Origin of the sequence: Paenibacillus sp. SSG-1 (assembly GCF_002224835.1) — a bacterium.
Classification (GTDB): Bacteria; Bacillota; Bacilli; order Paenibacillales; family Paenibacillaceae; genus Paenibacillus_AQ; species Paenibacillus_AQ favisporus.
Genome location: NZ_MBRK01000001.1, coordinates 4,468,526 through 4,488,101 on the forward strand (window position 1 = coordinate 4,468,526; position 19,576 = coordinate 4,488,101).

The 19,576-nt window shown below is 55.3% G+C and carries 18 protein-coding genes; 9 read left to right on the forward strand and 9 right to left on the reverse strand.

Features of this window, described 5'->3' with window-relative positions; translation table 11 throughout:
- The first annotated feature begins 136 nt into the window (after positions 1–136).
- Complete coding sequence (galU, locus tag BCV73_RS20740) at positions 137–1,045, forward strand: UTP--glucose-1-phosphate uridylyltransferase GalU (protein WP_089548395.1); 909 nt, start codon at positions 137–139, stop codon at positions 1,043–1,045.
- A 79-nt stretch (positions 1,046–1,124) separates the two neighbouring features.
- On the forward strand, positions 1,125–2,207 hold the full coding sequence (locus BCV73_RS20745; RefSeq protein WP_089548396.1) for a glycosyltransferase family 8 protein: 1,083 nt from the start codon (positions 1,125–1,127) through the stop codon (positions 2,205–2,207).
- Positions 2,208–2,262: 55 nt separating this feature from the next.
- Here the strand turns inward: BCV73_RS20745 and BCV73_RS20750 are convergent, their stop codons facing one another.
- The 4 genes from BCV73_RS20750 to BCV73_RS20765 form a co-directional block, all read right to left on the reverse strand.
- Complete coding sequence (locus BCV73_RS20750) at positions 2,263–3,480, reverse strand: CynX/NimT family MFS transporter (RefSeq protein ID WP_089548397.1); 1,218 nt, start codon at positions 3,478–3,480, stop codon at positions 2,263–2,265.
- The gene (locus BCV73_RS20755; RefSeq protein ID WP_076174266.1) at positions 3,473–4,186 is read right to left on the reverse strand and encodes a FadR/GntR family transcriptional regulator; all 714 of its coding nucleotides are present in this window, start codon (positions 4,184–4,186) and stop codon (positions 3,473–3,475) included. The genes BCV73_RS20750 and BCV73_RS20755 overlap by 8 nt, the downstream gene beginning before the upstream one ends.
- A gap of 168 nt (positions 4,187–4,354) precedes the next feature.
- Positions 4,355–4,966 carry a phosphatase PAP2 family protein gene (locus BCV73_RS20760; protein WP_218828163.1) on the reverse strand — a complete coding sequence of 204 codons (612 nt, stop codon included), beginning with the start codon at positions 4,964–4,966 and terminating at the stop codon, positions 4,355–4,357.
- A gap of 223 nt (positions 4,967–5,189) precedes the next feature.
- Positions 5,190–6,392, reverse strand: coding sequence for an ROK family transcriptional regulator (locus BCV73_RS20765; RefSeq protein WP_089550341.1), 1,203 nt, complete (start codon positions 6,390–6,392; stop codon positions 5,190–5,192).
- Between the two features lie 424 nt (positions 6,393–6,816).
- On the opposite strand from BCV73_RS20765, the gene BCV73_RS20770 reads away from it, so the two are divergent.
- The 6 genes from BCV73_RS20770 to BCV73_RS20795 all read left to right on the forward strand — a co-directional run bounded on the left by BCV73_RS20770 (position 6,817) and on the right by BCV73_RS20795 (position 12,862).
- On the forward strand, positions 6,817–8,076 hold the full coding sequence (locus BCV73_RS20770) for an ABC transporter substrate-binding protein (RefSeq protein ID WP_089548399.1): 1,260 nt from the start codon (positions 6,817–6,819) through the stop codon (positions 8,074–8,076).
- Between the two features lie 54 nt (positions 8,077–8,130).
- Entirely contained in the window at positions 8,131–9,078 is a 948-nt protein-coding gene (locus tag BCV73_RS20775) for a carbohydrate ABC transporter permease (protein ID WP_076174475.1), read from the forward strand.
- Positions 9,079–9,102: 24 nt separating this feature from the next.
- Positions 9,103–9,936, forward strand: coding sequence for a carbohydrate ABC transporter permease (locus BCV73_RS20780; RefSeq protein WP_076174262.1), 834 nt, complete (start codon positions 9,103–9,105; stop codon positions 9,934–9,936).
- A gap of 61 nt (positions 9,937–9,997) precedes the next feature.
- Positions 9,998–11,032 carry a Gfo/Idh/MocA family protein gene (locus tag BCV73_RS20785; protein WP_089548400.1) on the forward strand — a complete coding sequence of 345 codons (1,035 nt, stop codon included), beginning with the start codon at positions 9,998–10,000 and terminating at the stop codon, positions 11,030–11,032.
- A complete protein-coding gene (locus BCV73_RS20790; RefSeq protein WP_089548401.1) occupies positions 11,029–12,012 on the forward strand; it encodes a Gfo/Idh/MocA family protein in 984 nt (327 codons plus the stop codon). Before BCV73_RS20785 ends, BCV73_RS20790 begins: the two co-directional genes overlap by 4 nt.
- A 31-nt stretch (positions 12,013–12,043) precedes the next feature.
- Entirely contained in the window at positions 12,044–12,862 is an 819-nt protein-coding gene (locus tag BCV73_RS20795) for a sugar phosphate isomerase/epimerase family protein (protein WP_089548402.1), read from the forward strand.
- A gap of 526 nt (positions 12,863–13,388) precedes the next feature.
- Here the strand turns inward: BCV73_RS20795 and pstA are convergent.
- From pstA to BCV73_RS20815, 4 genes are all read right to left on the reverse strand, one after another.
- Complete coding sequence (gene pstA, locus BCV73_RS20800; protein WP_089548403.1) at positions 13,389–14,270, reverse strand: phosphate ABC transporter permease PstA; 882 nt, start codon at positions 14,268–14,270, stop codon at positions 13,389–13,391.
- A complete protein-coding gene (gene pstC / locus BCV73_RS20805) occupies positions 14,267–15,220 on the reverse strand; it encodes a phosphate ABC transporter permease subunit PstC (protein WP_481855797.1) in 954 nt (317 codons plus the stop codon). The genes pstA and pstC overlap by 4 nt, the downstream gene beginning before the upstream one ends.
- 99 nt (positions 15,221–15,319) lie before the next feature.
- Positions 15,320–16,174, reverse strand: coding sequence for a phosphate ABC transporter substrate-binding protein (locus tag BCV73_RS20810; RefSeq protein WP_076174249.1), 855 nt, complete (start codon positions 16,172–16,174; stop codon positions 15,320–15,322).
- A gap of 32 nt (positions 16,175–16,206) precedes the next feature.
- Positions 16,207–17,658: a stalk domain-containing protein gene (locus tag BCV73_RS20815; protein ID WP_089548404.1), complete on the reverse strand. Its 1,452-nt coding sequence runs from the start codon at positions 17,656–17,658 to the stop codon at positions 16,207–16,209.
- Positions 17,659–17,932: 274 nt separating this feature from the next.
- On the opposite strand from BCV73_RS20815, the gene BCV73_RS20820 reads away from it, so the two are divergent.
- On the forward strand, positions 17,933–18,925 hold the full coding sequence (locus BCV73_RS20820) for an MraY family glycosyltransferase (RefSeq protein WP_076174244.1): 993 nt from the start codon (positions 17,933–17,935) through the stop codon (positions 18,923–18,925).
- A 167-nt stretch (positions 18,926–19,092) separates the two neighbouring features.
- On the opposite strand, the gene BCV73_RS20825 is transcribed toward BCV73_RS20820, so the two are convergent.
- Positions 19,093–19,557 (reverse strand): hypothetical protein, encoded by a 465-nt coding sequence (locus BCV73_RS20825; protein ID WP_089548405.1) that lies wholly within the window; start codon positions 19,555–19,557, stop codon positions 19,093–19,095.
- Between the last annotated feature and the right edge of the window lie 19 nt (positions 19,558–19,576).

A 19,576-nucleotide genomic window follows, 5' to 3' on the forward strand; every position in this document is an offset into this window, starting at 1 on the left:
TGGAGTCTTACTTCTGCCTGCAAAAAAACGGCCGTCCAATAATTTTTCCGCACTGGATAAATGTCCACGATCCGCAGCTCTCTCCGGCATAAGATGACAGTATGCGAAATTGCTATCAGCAAAGGAGGAGGACCGCTTGAAGATTCGTAAAGCGATCATTCCGGCAGCCGGTTACGGAACGCGGTTTCTTCCCGCCACCAAAGCAATGCCCAAAGAGATGCTGCCGATTATCGATAAGCCCACCATCCAGTTTATTATCGAAGAAGCCGCGGCTTCCGGGATTGAGGAAATTTTGATCGTGACCGGCAAAGGCAAAAAGGTGATCGAGGATCACTTCGACTCGGCGCTGGAGCTCGAATATTATTTGGAGCAAAAAGGCAAGTTCGAGGAACTCCGCAAAATCCGGGAATTTACCGGCATTGTCGATATCCACTATATCCGCCAATCAGAGCGTAAAGGTCTGGGGCACGCCATCGGGGTAGGGCGCAAGTTTATCGGAAACGAGCCCTTTGCCGTCCTGCTTGGAGACACGTTTTTTGACGCTGATCCGCCGTCGCTAAAACAGCTTATGGATGGGTATGACCGGCTGCAGACGTCCATTGTAGGCGTGCAAAGCGTGGCGGCTGACAAGGTATCGAGCTACGGCATCGTCGACGCCAAACCGCTGGTCGATTCGTTTGCGTATGTGAACCGGTTGGTGGAAAAACCCGCGGTCGATGCCTCTCCTTCGAGGCTGGCCATGGTGGGCCGTTACATTTTGACTCCATCCATATTCGATATCCTGGAAAACCAATCCCCGGGAGTTGGCGGCGAAATCCAGCTGACGGACGCATTGAATCAATTACTTGTCAAAGAAGCGATTTATACCTGCGAGATTAAAGGCCGCTGGCATGACGTCGGTGATCCGCTGGGTTATGTGAAGGCCATTTTGGCACTGACGAAGCAAAGAGCGCAGCTGAAGCAGCACCTGCAGGACGAAATGAGCGAGCTGTTAAAAGAGGACCCGCAATCACCGGATTCCGGTTCCGGTGACCCTGCGCCGTAAGCCCATGCTTCACCCGCCTGCCTTCTCGTGATGCAGGTATGTAACGGAAAACCAATTCTAAAGAGAGGTGTCCCCGCAAATGATTGAATTGGCTTTAGCTTTTACGGATAAGGACGGAAGCTATTCCGAGCACGCTGCCGCCGCGTTGGCTTCGGTGTTCCGTAACACTTCCTCCGAGCTTCAGGTTCACATCCTCCATGACGATTCGCTCCTGGAAGAAAACAGGAACAAGCTCGCCCAGCTGGCGGCGGATTTCAAGCACCCGATCCACTTCTATCCTGTGACCCTGCCTGTCGAGATGATGGACGTTCTGTCGGGAACCGGCTCCATCGACCGATGGACGTGGGGCAGTCTTTACCGGCTGCTGCTGCCAGCCGTGGTACCTGCTGAACGGGTAATCTATCTCGACTGCGACGTGATGGTCAATATGGACATCACCGAGTTGTGGGAGATCAACCTGAACGGGGGCTACCTTGGGGCTATCCACGACCAAGGCATCCACGGCATCGCAGAAGTTGTGGCCGTCCAGGGTTTAAACCCCGAAACCTATTTTAACTCCGGGGTCCTTTTATTTGACCTCAATGCCATTCGGCAGCACGTGACGTGGTTTGAAGAAATGCTGAACTTTTTCCGCGCCTTTCCCGGCACCTCGATGCCGGACCAGGACTGCCTGAACCATGTATTCGGGGGAAACTGCCTGCTGCTGGACCAACGGTTCAACTGGTTTTACGTCCCGGGTGCAGAAATGGACCTCCAGCAGAAAATCGTTCACTTTGCCGGTGACATGAAGTGCTGGGACCCGCTTTCCCCAGGATATGTCCTCTATCAGGATCATCTGAGATTAACGCCATGGAGCAAGGAGCCGGTACTCCCGGCGCCCATCAAAAGAAGCACGGACAGAAAAGCCCGGCATCTGCTTATGAAACGCAAAACCCGCAAACATTCGCCTAGAAAACCATCCTCCCGCCACCGAAGCGAAAGGGAACAGAGTGAAAGGGTCGTCATGAGGAAGCGGAGAAAAGCCTCCAGACACTCCAGGTACTCCCGGCACAAATCTGCAACCGGTAGCGGCAGCAAGTCCCGCATCCTTACGGTGCGCCGCAGCTCCCGAAGAAAGCATGCCATGTACATTCAGGGCTTCAGCAGCGGCATCTATTTGTAACGGCCGTCTCAAGAAAAATGCAAACAACCTCCGCCCTTCCGGCGGAGGTTGTGCTTTATTCTTCAATGTAAGTGTTGTTTCCGGCGCCCCATCCGGCCAGCATATAGACGGTCGCCACGATCAGCAGGACCGAGGTCGCGGTCGTCCAGCTGCCGCTCAGGTCATGGACAAGTCCAATCAGCAGAGGTCCGACAGCGGCCAGCAGGTACCCGACCGACTGGGCCATACCGGACAATTCCGCAGCCTGTTCGGTCCGGCGGGTGCGGAGCATGAAGAACATCGTTACGAGGCCGAAGGCCGCACCGGTGCCGATTCCGACCAATACGACCGCGACCGGAACAATCGCATTCCATCCGCTAAGCAGCAGTACAAAGCCCAGAACAAAGCAGAGGAACGTCCCGACGACCAGGCCGCGCTGATTCTGAAAGCGTCCCGCCAGAATCGGCACGAAGAACGTGACCGGGACGCTGAAAAACTGCATCAGCGACAGCATCCAGCCTGCCGTCGATCCGCTCATGCCCCGATCGGTCAAAATTTCAGGCAGCCAGGACACGACCGAGTAAAATACGAAGGATTGCAAACCCATAACAATCGTGACCTGCCACGCCAGTTTCGAGCGCCAGATGCTGCTTTTCGACGAAATCCGCACCCCGCCGGTCCGATGCCGGTACCGGAGCTGCGGCAGCCAGACGATGAGGGCGATCAACGACAGGATTCCCCAGATGAGCAGGGATCCCCGCCAGCCGGAAGCGAGATGATTCGACACCGGGAGGCTGACGCCGGAGGCGATAGCCGCAAAGATGTTCATCGAAACGGAATAGATTCCCGTCATGACACCCACCCGCAGCGGAAAATCCCGCTTAATCAGGCTCGGCAGCAGCACATTGCTGACCGCGATGCCGAGGCCGAGCAGAATCGTGCCGGCAAATAAAGCGGCGACCGAAGGAACGAACCGCAGGGCAATGCCCAGCGTTACAGCGGCCACTCCGCTAAACAGCGTCTTCTCCATGCCCCATCTCCGGGCCAGCTTCGGAGCAATCGGGGAGACGACGGCAAAGGCCAGCAGCGGGAACGTCGTCAGCAGCCCCGCAAGGGTATGCGACATTCCCGTATCGAGCCGGATCGTTTCAACGAGCGGACCCACCGAAGTGATCGGCGCCCGCAGCGTCGTCGCGATCAGGATAATTCCAAGAACCAGCAGCAGCGCCTTCATCCCTGTGGAAACCTGGGGATTCTCCGCCGGCTGCGTAGATATTTCGTATGTTTTATTCATGATGTTCTGTATTTCCTCCTTCAGACAAATCAAGCAAGGCATCTTGGGATGCCTGGATATAAGACCGGACAATTTCACCCGCCTCCGCCGCGTCCCGGCGGATGATGGCTTCAAGCAGACGCTCATTGAGCCGGCCGTGCACAAGCACCAGATCCCAGCTCAGGCTGCCCAGCGAGAGGGAACTCGTCACGGATTCGCTAATGCTGTCATACAATTCGCTGAGCAGCCGGTTATACGCAGCGGCGATCACCTGCTTGTGAAAGGCCAAATCGGCGATGAGATAAGCTTCTATATCTCCGGACTGTTCTGCGGCGCTGCAGGCCGCAAGCGTAAGCCGGATCTGCTTGATATCATCCGCCGTGCTCCGCTGGGCGGCGAGCCGGGCGGCCTCCTGCTCCAGCGCAGCGCGAACCTCCAGCGTCTCGCTCAGCTTGGAGCGCTCCATCCGCCGCTGAAGGACGGGACCGAGGCTGCTCGACGCGACGACGTACGTCCCGTCCCCCTGCCGCGTCCGGAGCAGTCCCGCATGAATCAGGGCACGGATCGCCTCACGGATCGTGTTTCGGCTGACGCCCAGCTTCTCCACCAGCTCCGGTTCCGGAGGAATGCGTTCCCCAACGGGCCACTGCCCTTCTTCAATCAGCTTCTCCAGCTGGGATGCGACCTGCTCGACAAGCGTTGAACGCGTTGGACGCTGCAAGTTCATTTGAATACCTCCAAACATAGGATGTTTGGTTCATTGTAGCATGAACTTCGGTTTCCTGCACAATTTTTTCGTTTTTGCACCATCTTCGGCCCTGAAACGCAGCAACGGCAGCCTTCACTCGGAAGGCTGCCGATCTGGTGCAGCCGGGCTCTGTTAGAGCATGCTGCCTTATGCTTGAAGTTCCTTCTGCTGCCGTACTTTCTCCCGGCTGCGGTGTGCCCCGGGCAGGACATAGATCACAAAGTGGTAGATTTCAACCATCGCAATCGCCGCAACAGCGTCCCAGAGGACATGCTGTTTCACGAACTGTGTAGAGGCGATGATGAGAATCGACATCGTGCTGACGAGAATCATGATCATGCGGCTCCGGGCCTTGCTTGTCAGAAAGAGTCGCATAACCATGTAACTCGAGAAGCAGTGAATGCTCGGAAAACAGTTGTAGGGCTGATCCCGTTTATAAATAAATCGGACAAGCTCACTGAACGGATCGCTGCCGGTCACGACCGGCCTTGGCACCGTCGTTTGAAACACAAGATAAATGCCGTAGCATGTCATTGCGCATACCGTGTACAGTATAATGCCCCGGTAATACAAATTCCGGTCCTTAAAGAAAAGGTAGACCAGGCAGGCATAGATATAGAAGATCCATACGCCGTAAGGGAGCGCAAAATATTTTATAAATGGAATAGCCAGATCCGCTTGCGTGACAAGGGAATACACGCGGTCATTCGGGTGGTTCACCAGCTGGTAAATCGACCCCAGAACGGGAAAAACGAGCATCAGTACTAATGGGGCGAGAGGACGCAGCCTCTGCATCATTGCATTTACCTTCGTCACCATATCAAACCTTTCTCTGCCGGTTGCAAAAGATGTTAAGGGATTCCTTCGAGAACCGCTGCCTTATTGTACTGCTAGAACCGGTTTCCATCAACCATATTTATGTATGAAGCCTTTTCCAGTTTCTTTTTCATTTCCTCACAGTCTCCTCACCGAAGGATGACGGCTATGTTAACGAAAACTGAAACAGATCCTGCAGTACGACAGCGGCCGCACCGATTAATTTGCCGTCATCGCCAAGCGAAGACTGCCCAACAACCAGATCGTCCTTCAAAATACGCATGGCATACCTTGAAATATGCTCCTCAACCTTATGAAGCAGAATAGGATTGTCCTGAGCCACGTTCCCGCCTAACACGATCGCTCCCGGATTAAACAGGTTCACCAGGTTGACGATGCCTGCGCCCAGATGCTCGGCGATCTCCTCGGTGATGTCCATGGCCAGCCGATCCTCTCTAGACAGTGCCTCTTTATACACTGCAGGCTCGATCCGGCTGAAGTCGCCGCCTGTCAAATCGTGGATAAGCGTCTGCCGGCCCGATGCCATCGCCGCCATCATTCGGGAGTGCACGGCAGGCCAGCTTACCGAGTTCTCCAGGCAGCCGACGTTTCCGCATTCGCAGCGGATTCCGCTCCGGTTGACGCTCGTATGGCCGAATTCGCCTGCTCCCCCCAGCTTTCCCCGGAGGATCATGTCGTTGACAAGGATGCCCGCCCCAATCCCATTGCCGACCATAATATAGATCAGATTGGCAAAAGAGCTGTAGCTCCCGAACCGCCGTTCCGCAAGCACGAGCGAGTTGGTATCGTTCTCGACCCAGGTTTTAATCCCATAGCGGCTTTCCACGAGTTGCTTGACCGGAACGTCATTCAGGCGGAGCTTGGAATTATAGTAGACAACCCCCTGCTCAACATTAACCACGCCCGGTGTCGTGACGGCTATGCCGATGCAAGCGTCCAGGCTGCCGGTTTCGGTGACGAAGCGGTCGATCATGCCGAGCATCAGCTCGATGACGCCTTCTCCCTGCCGCGTTCCAACAGGGGCGGATTCTTTGCGCAGGATATTCGCCTCCAGGTTTAATTGGGCAACCTCGATGACCGTGTTTGAGATCGATGCGGCAAACAAAAAATGGTTATCCGGCGCAAATCGCAGCAAAATGGGCTTGCGCCCGCCGCTGGACTCTCCTCTGCCGATTTCAGTCACATAGCCTTCCCGGATCAGCTCCTGAACCGCCGCAGCTACGGTGGAGGGGCTAATCCGGTTTCCTTTGGCCAGCTCGATCCGGGAGATCGGGCCGTCCAGACGGATTTTATTTAAAATGATCGACCGGTTCAGCTCCTGAATCAGTTTCCAATCGCCTTTTCTCATCGTTTTCAACCATCTTCCCCTTTCTTCGGCAAAATGCATCAATATATTCCATCTTATTCCATATTTGCAGTAAAATATAGTTCCCAATGCTCCATTCCATGTAACATATTCCAATAACCAAAATATGCGGAAACCGATACTTTCCACTTGAAAACGCCGTTTTCCTGCCTTCCAAAAGTTTTTATGCAAATATTTATCAAACTATTGAAAATAAAAATCACCAAATATATAATCTTACGCAAATAGATGCCATTCTTTTCCTAAAACCTCACATTGAATGGTCAGTTGGCATCTACTTATTTTGATTATTGGAATAAGTATGGCGATGGATTTTCGCAAGATAAGGGGGGAGAATTCGTACATCATTGGAACTGCGGCAGATCAAGAATGAGTGCAAGAACCATATTTAGAGGAGGTTATTGGAATGGCTAGAAAAATGTCGATCATCCTCGTGTTCCTGTTTCTGTTCACTGCTGTAATGACGGGCTACGGCGGCTCTTCCGGAGAAGCCGGCGGCAAAAAAGTAATCAACGTGGCTCTATGGGATGAGAACGTGAAGGACACCGTCAACAAATCGATTGAGCTGTACAAGAAAAACCACCCCGACGTGGAAGTCAAAGTAACTTACACCCCTTGGGCCGACTACTGGACCAAATTGAAAACAAGTCTCGCCGGCAATAGTGGGCCCGATGTTTTCTGGATGAACGGCCCCAACTTCTACGCTTATGCCTCCAAAGGCTGGATCAAGGATCTGCAGCCGCTTATTGATGAAAGCAAGCTCGATACCTCCGTTTACACTGACGCCCTCGTCAATCTGTACACCTACAACGATCATCTTTATGGACTTCCTTATTTCCTCGATGCGGTTGGACTCTACTACAATAAAGAACTTTTCGACAAAGCCGGCGTGTCTTACCCGGACGGCAGCTGGACCTGGGATACGATCGAGCAGAATGCCGCCAAGCTGACGGACAAGCAGAACGGCGTGTACGGCTACACCGCTTTGATTGACAGCCAGTCCGGATATTACGATTTGATCCACCAGGCCGGCGGTTACATCATCTCCGAAGATAAAACGAAATCCGGCTTCGATTCGCCCGAAGCGCTGTCTGCTTTTCAATGGGAGAAAAAGCTGATGGACCAGGGCTATTCCCCGAACGCCCAGCAGCAGCTTGAGACCAAGCCGCTCCAGCTGTTCGGATCCGGCAAAGCCGCCATGTTCCCCGCCATTTCCGTCAGCGCGCCCGAGCTGTACAAATTGCTGGGAGACAAGCTGGGGGTTGCCCCGCTGCCCGCAGGCAAGCAGAAAGCGACGATCGTTCACGGCCTGAGCTGGGCGATGAACGAAAAAACGAAGCATCAGCAGGAAGCATGGGATCTGATCCAGGTGCTTTCCGGCAAAGAAGGCGAGCAGTACCTGGCCGAATCGGGCTTCAGCATTCCCGCTTATAAAGGAACGGAGGAAGGCTGGCTGAAGTCGATCCCTTCCCTTGACCTGAAGGTATTCGTAGATAGTCTGGACTTTGCTGTGCCGTATCCGGTGTCCGAGCGGACGGCCGAGTGGCAGGACGTGGAGACCAAGGAGCTTCAGGACGCCTACCTCGGGAAAAAGTCGTTTGAGGAAGCGCTGAAGACGATAGCCGATAAAATGAACGAGATTCTCGCGGAAGAGAAGAAGGATTAAAGAAGAGTCTACGCTTGTATCCACTTAACTTCGAGAGAAAGGATGGTGCTGCCGGTGAATACGCCGCTGGCCGTCAAGTCGAAAGACCCGAACCTGCCTGCAGCCCGGAAGCGGAAAACTTCCAAGCTGGCCATCCAGGAGGCGGTCTGGGGGTACGTATTTATCCTCCCCGTCGCACTGGGTCTGGCCCTCTTTTATATGGTGCCTTCCGCCGCTTCCCTGATTCTGTCCTTTACGAACTGGGACGGCATGTCCGCTCCGGCGTTCAACGGGATCGACAATTTTACCCAGCTGATGCAGGACGAGAAGTTTACGCACTCCCTGCTGAATACGCTGCTCTACACCGTTGCGACCGTCCCGCTGTCCATCGTCTTTGCCACGCTGCTCGCCGTGCTGCTCAATCAGCATATTAAAGGGATGGTCGTGTACCGCACGTTCTATTTCATCCCGGTCATCACCATGCCGATCGCGGTCGGCATGGTGTGGAAATGGCTGTATAACTCCGAGTTCGGCCTGATCAATTACGTGCTCGGGGCGATGCATCTGCCCCAGCCGAACTGGCTGTTCGACGAAAAGTTTGCGCTCATGTCGATCGTCATTGTCAGCGTCTGGACGAGCGTCGGTTACAACGCCGTCATCCTGCTGTCGGGGCTGCAGGGAATTCCGTCGAGCTATTACGAAGCAGCGTCGCTGGACGGCGCCGGCACGGTCTACCGCTTTTTCCGGATAACGCTGCCGCTGCTGACGCCGAGCTTGTTTTTCGTGCTCGTCATGTCCTTCATCAACTCTTTCCAGGTATTCGACCTCGTCTTCATCATGATGGGACAGCAAACCTCCCTGCTCGATTCCACGCGCACCGTCGTGTACAGCATTTGGGAGGACGGCTTCAAGTACTTCAACATGGGCTACGCTTCGGCGGAGGCGTTCATCCTGTTTATCGTCATCCTGATCATCACCGCGTTTCAGATGTATTTCCAAAAACGCTGGGTTCATTATCAATAACCTTCATGAGGAGGAGAGGCTGTCATGATAACCCGAACTTCCGACCGCGGAAGACGGCTGGCCGTTCATATTCTGCTGATCGCGGGAGCCGTCCTGATGGTGACCCCTTTTGTCTGGATGCTGTCCACATCGTTTAAATCCTTTGCGGATTCCATGAAGGTGCCCCCTACGCTGCTGCCGTCGGAATGGCATTTTGAAAATTACGCCAAGGTGCTGACCACCATCGATTTCGGCACTTACTACCTCAATACGATTCTGGTGACGCTAGGCCGGACAGCCGGACAACTGCTGCTGTGTTCCCTGGCCGCATACTCCTTCGCCTGCCTGAAATTCCCGGGGAAAAACGTCATTTTTCTCGCCCTGCTTGCCGTGCTCATGGTGCCGTCCCAGGTCGTCATGATCCCGAGCTTTGTCATCATGCGGCAGCTGAACTGGCTGGATACCTTCTATGTCCTGATCATCCCCGGCATCTTCAGCGCATTCGGCACCTTTTTGCTGAGGCAATTTTTCATGACGCTGCCGAAGGATCTGGAGGAGGCGGCCAAAATCGACGGCTGCAGCTATTTCCGGATTTATTGGAACATCTACCTGCCGCTGTCCAAATCCGCTCTCGTCTCTTTGGCCATTTTTACGATTCTGGCGGCATGGAACGACCTGCTGTGGCCGCTCATCATGACCAGCTCGGAGGATATGCGCGTGCTGTCGATCGGCATCTCCTCCTTCCAGGGGCAGCATTCGACCGATTATCCGCTGCTGATGGCGGGTGCAGTAATGGCTACGCTGCCGATCATCATCCTGTTCATTTTCCTGCAGCGCTATTTTATAGAAGGAATTGCTATGAATGGCATCAAAGGATAAGAAAACGAATAGACCTTTTACAAGTGTAACCGGTCCATCATAAAAGGAGCTGAAAACCGTTATGATTCACGTACTCGTTATAGGCGCAGGGGCGATGGGGAGCACCCATGCCGCAGCCTATGCCGATATGCCGAATGCGCACTTGGCCGGTATCGTCGACACCGACGCCGGCAAGGGAGCGCGGGTTGCCGAGGCATGCGGCACCTCTTCGTTCACTTCCTACGCGGAGGCGATGGAAGCGCTTGACCGCGTCGATGTCGTCGATGTTTGCCTGCCGACGCCGCTCCACAAGAAGTTTGTTCTTCAAGCGGCCGACGACGGCAAGCACGTCATCTGCGAGAAACCGCTGGCGCGCAGTCTGGTCGACGCCAGGGAAATGATCGACCACTGCCGTTCGCGTGGTGTCCGGCTGTTTGTCGGGCATGTTCTCCGCTTCTTCCACGAATATGCGCATGCCAAGCAGCTGCTGGATGATGGCGTCATCGGCAAGCCGGCCGTCATCCGCGCGGGCCGCGGCGGAGGGTATCCGATCGGCTGGCAGCACTGGTACAGCGATTTCGGTGCCAGCGGCGGCATTACGCTGGACGCCATGATCCACGATTTCGATTTTCTTCGCTGGTGCTTCGGCGAAGTGGAACGTGTATATGCCAAGGGGCTCCATGGGAGAGTTCACGCCCAGCTGGACTATTCGCTCGTGACCCTCCGCTTTCAAAGCGGCACCATCGCCCACGTCGAGGGAACCTGGTCGCATGAAGGCTTCTCCATGAACCTGGAGATGGCCGGCACGCAGGGGATCATCGGCTATGACAGCGCCCGGGATCAGCCGCTGCTGTCTTTTCACCGCGGCGGGCATGCAGGCGGAGGCGGCGGCGTACCCGTTCCGGAAAGCCCGGTCGAGGAAAACCCGTATTTCCAGGAGCTTCGCCATTTCCTGAATTGCATCGAGCAGGATGAAGAGCCGATCGTAACCGCGGAAGACGCCTATAAGGCGCTTCAGATTGCGCTCTCGGCGCTGAAATCGATGGAGACCGGGCGGCCGGTTCATCTGGGGACCGGTGCAGCCGACCCGAGCAGCAAAGGAGTGATCGGTTCATGAAAATCGGCATCGCCAGTTTTGCCCATATGCACGCATACAGTTATGCGAAAGCGCTGATCCAATTGGAAGGAGTGGAGCTCGCCGGCATTTACGATCCCGATGAGCAGCGGGGCCAAAAGTTTGCCGGCATCCTTGGCACCAGCTATTACGGCGATTATGCCGAGCTTCTGTCCCAAGGCCTCAGCGGGATCGTCGTTACGTCGGAGAACGCAAACCATAAGGAGCATGTCCTTGCGGCCGCCAAGGCGGGGGTCCATGTGCTGTGCGAAAAGCCCATATCGACCAATGCCGCGGACGCCCGGGACATGATCGAGGCCTGCAAAGCCGCCGGCGTCATGCTGCAGACGGCCTTCACGGTCCGGTACAATCGGTCCGTCATCCGGGCCAAGCAAATGATCGACGAAGGCAAGCTCGGCCGGATCCTCGCCATGAAGGGGACCAACCGCGGGCAAAATCCGGGCGGATGGTTTGTCGACCCCGCCCTGTCCGGCGGCGGAGCGGTCATTGACCACACCGTTCATGTCGCCGATATCATGCGCTGGTTCACCGGCGCGGAGGTCAAAGAGGTGTACGCGGAAATCGGGCAGCTCATGTCCGCCGCCCCCATCGATGACTGCGGAATTCTGTCGATCGAATTTGACAACGGCGTCTTTGCCACGCTGGACTGCAGCTGGTCCAGGAATCCTTCCTTCCCGACCTGGGGCGACGTGACGCTGGAAATCGTCGGGACGGCCGGCACCCTGACGATCGACGCCTTCGGACAGAAGCTGAACGTATTCAGCGAAGAGCGCGGTTACCGGCACCATTTCTGGGGCGACGATATGGACTTCGGCCTGGTCCGGGATTTTGTAGCCTCGATCGCGGAAGGCAAGACCGAGGCGAACGTGACAGGCGTCGACGGGCTCAAGGCGCTCGAAGTGGCCCTGGCTGCATACCGCTCAGCGGAGCGATTGGCCGCCGTTTCGCCTGCAGAGCTCTGAACCTAAACCTGACAAAGGGGTGTATGAAGCGATGCTGAAGTCGATAAATCAATGGGGATTTCCGGAGGGAACCCCGCTCGAGACGATTTTTCTTCATGCGGAGCAGGCGGGTTACGATGCCGTCGAGCTGAACCTGTATCCGTCCGGCGGAACCGGGCTGACCATGGACACCACCGCCCAGGAGGCGGAGGCCGTACTGGCCCTGGCTTCCCGTCACAGCATTCAGCTGCGCAGCCTGTCGACAGGCATGCTGTGGAAATCCCCCCTGTCCGCGGCGGATCCGGATGTCCGCGCCGGCGGACGGGAGATCGTCACCCGGCAGCTGGAGCTTGCATCCCTGCTCGGGATGGACACCGTGCTGGTCGTTCCCGGGGCGGTGACGCCTTCCGTCACCTATGAGGAATGTTATTGTCGCAGCCAGGAAGAACTGCGGGAACTCATTCCGCTGGCCGAACAGCACGGCGTTCATATCGGCATCGAGAACGTCTGGAACAAATTTCTGCTCTCCCCGATGGAGATGGCCCGGTATATCGACGAACTCGATTCGCCCTGGGCCGGAGCCTATTTTGACATCGGAAACGTCCTCCTCTTCGGCTATCCCGAGCATTGGATCCGGACGCTGGGCGAGCGGATCCGCAAAGTCCACGTGAAGGACTTTAATCCGGCAGCCGGACCGAACGGCTTCGTCCCGCTGCTGTCGGGCAGCGTCAACTGGAACGAAGTGCGGCGGGCGTTGAACGAGATCGGCTACACGGATACCGTCACGGCCGAGCTCACTCCGTACAGCTCCGACCCTTACCAGATGGTATATGATACTTCCGCACAGCTGGATATTATTACGGGCCGTTGAAGACACAATGCTGACCACCTTCAGCCGAAAGTTAATCGCTTGTAGCAATCCCAAGCGTTCAGCTTCGCTGAATAAGCTGATCAATCAGTCAACCTTAAAGGGCTGTCTCGCCGACAGAGTCATTCTGCCGGAAGACAGCCCTTTTTTTCCTAGATCAAAGCTTATTTCGGTATGAATACATATAAATGCAAGTTCAAAAAGGTCGGTTTTCAGCACCGAGAAGATTGGATGAAGCTAGGGGCTGAGGAGCAGAGCGTACGTAGTGGGTACGTGAGCACCTGAAATGTTTCCGAAGGAAACATACTACGCAAGCATCCACCTTAGACCCGGCTGAATTCAAGATTCGATGCCGAATCAGCTTCCCGATTTACTTCGTGCTAGATATAGAATTTATTCGTTATCAGCAGAGCTGATGAAATTCGATATCGCAAGAAAACCAACATTTTAATCGCGGTCACTCATCCCTGATTGGCCTCGATTGGTTTTCTTATCAAAAGCCGACTTTTTGAACAACCTCTAGAAGGCCCTATTTCTTCAGGCGCCGGTTGCTGATCCACAGCGGAATGCGGAACAGCAGGTTCATCAGGAGGACGACGATGACCAGCACCGCGGCCGACTTGTCGGCGATCTGGCGGGCATCCTCCACAATCGCTTCCGACTGCACGTACCAGAGGTGTACCGCCAGCGTCTCACCCGGTGAGAACAGATTGAAGTCCCACATCTCCCCGGAGGTGCTGAGCCCAGCGGTCAGGAGGATGACGGCCGATTCCCCGAAGGCCCGGCCCGCTACGAGGCAGATGCCCGTCACTATCCCCTGCATGGCCATCGGGATAACGACGGTCCGGATGCATTGGAATTTGGTCATCCCGAGGGCATAGGATGCGTTCTTTACGTCATTTTGCACCGCGCGCACCGCTTCCTCCGTCACCCGGGCCAGCATCGGCAGGTTGAGGAAGGCCAGGGAAACCGCTCCGCCGAGAATGGTCAGGCCGATTTGAAAGTACTCAGCAAAAATGGCCAAGCCCAGCATCCCGAATACGATCGACGGAACGGAGGAGAGGCTCTCGACGCAAATCCGCAGCACCTCTGTAAATTTATTCGGCGGGGCGTACTCCGCCATGTAGATCCCTGCTCCGACCCCAATCGGAACAGAAATAAGCAGCGACAGAATCAAAATATAAAACGAGTTGAACAGCACCGGCCCGATACCGCCGCCGGGGTCCATGTCCTCGGGCAGCTTCATCAAAAACTCGAGGCTCAGCCCGGGCAGCCCTTTGCCCAGGATGGTCAGCAGCAGCCAGAAGATCAGCAGCAGAACCAGGATGCCGAGCCCGTAGAACCCGTACGTTGCCAGCCGGTCGTACACAAGCGATCTTTGCATTTTGCGGGTGCGCGTCCATTCGCTCATGCCTGCTCCCTCCCTTTGCGTCCCAAATAGCGGATGAACAAAATCAGGACAAACGAGATGATGAGCAGCAGGAAGGCCATCATGTGCAGCGCGTAATTCCAGGTGGAGTCAAACTCCACGTTGGAAATCTGCATCACGATGTTGCTGGTCAGCACCGAAGCCGGCGTAAACAGGGACTTGGCGAGCTGCGCCGTGTTGCCGATGACCATCACCACCGCCATCGTCTCCCCGATCGCCCGGGTCATTCCCATAATCACCGCCGCAATGATGCCTCTGCCGGCGGCGGGAAGGACAACCCGCATCATGACCTGCAGGCGCGTGGAGCCCATGGCATACGCAGCTTCGCGGTATTTTTTCGGCACGGCGGAAATCGCGTCGTCGCTGATCCGGCAAATCGTCGGCAGTACCATCAGGGCGAGCACGAGCGCCGCCGCCAGCAGCCCGTCGCCCAGATTCTCCCCGCTCAGCCGGCGCAAAAACGGAATCAGCACCGTCAGGCCGAGGTATCCGTAGACGATGGAAGGAACCCCGACCAGCAGGTCCAGAATCGGCCGCATGGCGTTTTTCAGCCAGCCGGGCGCGATCTCGGCGATCAGCACCGCCAGCCCGACGGATACCGGCACGGCCAGCACAAGCGTAAGCGCCGTCAGGGACAGGGTGTTGATGATAAACGCGGCTGCACCGTAGTGCTCCTCTTCCGGAGTCCAGTTAAAGGAAAGGAAGAAATCCGCAAAAGAGATGTCGCGGAAGGTCAGAAGCGCGGTTTTGCCGATAAAAAAGATCACCAGGCCCAGCACCAGGCACAGCGCCAATATGCTGAACCAGAAATAATACGTAAACATGCGGTTGGTGAAACGGACCCTGGCGCTGCGGCTGAACCTGCGACGCTTCGCGGGCGGGGTCAGCACCTGACGTTCCTCGGGCACGTACTGCTGCACGGGGGTGCTCAAACTGGCTCTCCTCCTATAAAGCGGCCAGCCCCATCAGTATTTGAGGGCTGGCCGCGATCATGAATATGGCTTGGCTTGGATCAGCTCAATCCACTTGCCTTAACGCATGGCGGAAATCGGAATGAATTTCAGTTTTTTCAGGGAACCCTGCTGGAATTTCGCGCTTTGAACATACTCGATAAATGCTTTGGTAGCGCCGGTCGGCTGGCCTTTGGTCATGTAATATCCGTATGCCCAAATTTTGTAGCTGCCGTTGATGACATTGTCCGTTGTTGGCTGCACGCCGTTATAGCTCAGCGCCTTGATGTCGCTGTTTACGTACACCAGGTCGATGTATCCGATGGCGTTCGGCGTTGTGGCTACGGCGGTTTTCATGTCGCCGCTGGAGCCGACTTCCTTGTAGTTTTTGGCCTTTTTGACGATGTCGCCGCCAGCCAGCGCTTTGGCCTGATAGTTGACGCGGGTGCCGGAGCCGAAGGCGCGCGTGATGACGACGATGTCCGCGTTGTCACCGCCGACTTCTTTCCAGTTCGTGATTTTGCCGGAGAAAATCCCTTTCAGCTGTTCGGTGGTCAGGTTGTTCACCTTCACGTTTTTGTTGGTGACTGTCGCAAAAGGAATGACGGCCACCTTGTTCGCTACCTGGCCTTCAAAAGCCTTGAAGCCCGGTACGTCCATGCTGGCGTCCCAGTCGCACGCCCCGATGTCGGCAATGCCCTTCTTCACAGCCTGCGGTCCGGTTACCGAGCCTTTGCCGGAAGCGGAGATTCTGACTTTCGGATTGATTTTCTGGAATTCCTTGGCTGCCTGAAGCGTGAGCGGAAGCAGCGCAGTGGACCCGTTAATCGTAATTTTGCCGGAGATGCCGGAGGCGGCGCTAGCGGAGCCGACCAGAGTGGTTACCGCTACCAGGGAAGTGACGGCAGCCAGCGTTAATTTTTTGAACAGTTTCATCGTTTATTCTCCTTTTCGGTTAAGAACCGCTTTTATTTGGTAAGCTGAATGGTCTTTCCGCCTGTTATGACTACAATCCTGCCGTCCTCGATCAGCGCGATCCGGCTGCCGTCCGCAGACACCGCCAGCTCGCTGACGGTTCCGGACGTGCTGTAAAGCTGCGCCTGGCTGCCGCTGTCGATCTTCAGCACTTTCGTGCTGCCGTCGGCGGCGATGCCCGCTGCAGCAAGCGTTCCGGATGGCCCGGGCGCAATGACCGTCACATCGATGATGCTCGCCAGGTCCTGGACGCTGCCGCCTGGGCCGATCACCTTGATGACGTCCTTGGCAGTGACGCTATCCGGATCGGCGCTCAAATACGCCGCTTTGCCGCCATCCAGTGCGACAGGATACAATTTATTGTCTTTAGCGGTTGTTAGCTGAACCGGTTTAGCTTCTTTATCCGTGAGGTCCAGGGAATACAGCTGCTGGCCTGCGCCTGAATAGTCGATGCTGAGCGATTCTTCCGTACTGTCCTTATCGCTGCTGGCCACGCCGGTCACATTGACGATATAGACCAATCGTTTGCCGTCCGCGGACAGGCTCACGTCGGACTTGTTCTCCACTTTGTCGGCCAGCACTTCGGTCACCTTGCCGTCGCCGACATTCATGTAAGATATTTTTTCCTGCTTGTCGCCCTGGATGAAATAAATCCGGCTGTTATCCGCCGACCAGGTCAAATCTGTCTTGACGGAAGTGTCGGAGCCGAGTTTTTGCGACAGCCCGCTGGCAAGGTTCATCAGGTAGAGCTGGCCGGCGTTATCGGTATAAGCTCCCCACTGCCCGTTCGGGGACACCGCCAATTCCGCAGCATATTCGTCCGTCGAGATCACCGTGCTGCCATAGCTTGCCGGGTCCAGTTTAACGATTTGGGCGGACTCCGCGTCGTCACGGCTGGCAATGATTTGCCCTTGGGCGTTCCAGCGTACCGAAGAATAGCTTCCTTCCGCTCTTTGAACCGTCAATACCTGCTGCGTCTGCCCGCTGCCTGCGATCCATTCCCCGCCCAGTGCTTCCACGAGCGATTGAATCTCTACGTAGGTTTTGCCATCTTGAAGCAGAGGAGCGTTCGTAAAGGCTGCGGCCTCTCCATTCAGCTTATAGGACTTTACTCCTGCCTGCAGCTGAACGACGCGTGAACCGGTCGCATCCTTTATCGTGACGATCCCTTTGGCGGCGCTTGCGCTTGCCCCGAAAGCCTTGACGATGTCTGACACGGCTACCAGGTACGCCTGGTTGAGCTGGACCGCATTGACGGAGACGCTCGCGCCGTTCACGCTGAGTTCCACCTTGGCCGCTTTCAGTTTTGGCGACGTCATCTTTGCAGCCTGACCCGCAGATGATGATTTTGCAGCGGAAGCAGCTTCTGCCGTTCCTCCGGCCAGTACGGAAGTTACAACCGCAGAGGCCATGAGTACCTGAAACATTTTATTTTTCTTCAACATCGGCTCACCCTTCTTCTATTAGCATAAGTGCTATAGACCTATTTTCTACTAGAATTGTAAAAAGCGGTTGATTGGAATGTTATGGAAATATTAAATATTTTATCGTTGTATTTTGCAAAAATAGCGATTATTCTAGTTAAAAATACAAATGCTACATCTATGTAAAATGAACTAAAGAAATAAACGCCTAATTGAGCCGCTTTACCAACTATTTCGATAATAAACTTTAGTTCAATCTATTTAACCCTATCCGAAAACCAACCAGAGACTTTGAATGAAACGACAGCAAATTGCAAAGCTAAGTATTGGAGGCCTGACCATTGTGTATGTAATTGGATTTATTGTGTCGCTTGTTATCGTTTTGGCTTTGATCCCTCCTTTAAGGAAGCTCGCGATCCGGGTTGATTTCGTCGACCGGCCCACCCATCGCAAAATACATAAGGAACCCGTACCGCATCTGGCAAGCATCGCCATCTTTCTCGGCTTCATGGTTCCCTACATCGTTCTCACCGGACACTGGGACAAGGAAATGGCCGGCATTGTGGCCGGCTCGCTGCTCATCCTCGGCATCGGCATGATCGATGACTGGTACAAGACGAAAGGCAAGGATTTTGCCGCTCTGCCCAAAACGCTCGTGCAGGTAGGCGCTGCGGTGATCGTCTATTATTCAGGGATCTCATTCGAAGGGATCACCGTTCCGTTCGCCGGCCATATGGTCGTGTTTCCGGAGTGGCTGCAGTTTATTCTGACGATTCTGTGGATCTTCGGCGTCACGACGGTCATCAATTTTATGGACGGGCTGGACGGGCTGTCCGGAGGCGTGGCCGCCATTTCGGCCTTGACGCTGTTTATCGTTGCTATTGCCAAAGGCCAGTCCCATTCCGCGATCATGGCGGTGCTGCTGGTCGGGGTGACGCTCGGTTATTTGAGATACAACAAGCCGCCCGCCAAAATTTACATGGGGGATGCAGGCGCGACGTTTATCGGGTTCATGCTCGGTATCATCGCCCTGGACGGAGCCTTTAAACAGGTGACCGTCATTTCCATTCTCGTGCCTGTGCTGGCGCTTGGCGTGCCGATCTTCGATAACATTTACGTTGTAATCAAACGGTATCGGGACGGCAAGCCGGTGTACAAGGCCGACCGAAGCCAGCTCCATTATCGGCTGCTGTCCTGGGGGCTGAGCCCGAAGCAGGCGGTCGTGTTCATCTATTTGCTCAGTGCCTGCCTGTCATTGTCCTCGATCATCCTGATGTTGATCAGTTAGCGTGGACCTTCCGGCTAGGCGTGGTTAACAAGGAAGTAAGCAGGAATCGTTCGATGGGAGCGATTGAAACTCAATGACAAAGGGGCTGCCCACCGTCGTGCATGACACGACAGCATGGGACAGCCCCTTTTATATATGGCTAACCGGCATACCCTATTTAGATCGATTTAGGCTTGAGAAGCGGATTGAAGGGCACGAATGGACAAATCCAGCTCCACCATGCCGCCCGGAAGGTCGCGCGATCCGGCAATCACCCAATTTACGGCCAGTGCTTTTTGCAATGCAGCCAGCTGCTCCAAGGTGAGCCGCAGCCCGTGAATCACGCCATCGCCAACCTCAAAGTCTTTTTCCTCATCCAGGCCAAAACGCTGCACCAGCCAGTTTTTCAGCCCGTTCCGCGTGTTAAACGTCATGCGGTAGCCTTCCGTTGCCGCTTGGGCCAGCGGCTCCCCGTGTTCCTCCGAGTAGCCGAACAGGTTGACATAACGCTCGCCCTCGAGCCCTGCCTGGATAAACGGCTCAGCGTCCTTTTGATGGACAGCTTCAGCGATGGCGGCCGCAGACAGTCCGGCCCGCTTCGCCTGCTCGATCAGAATTGCGGTCCACTGTGATACTTTAATACCTTGATTCATCCGGTCTCTCTCCCTTCTT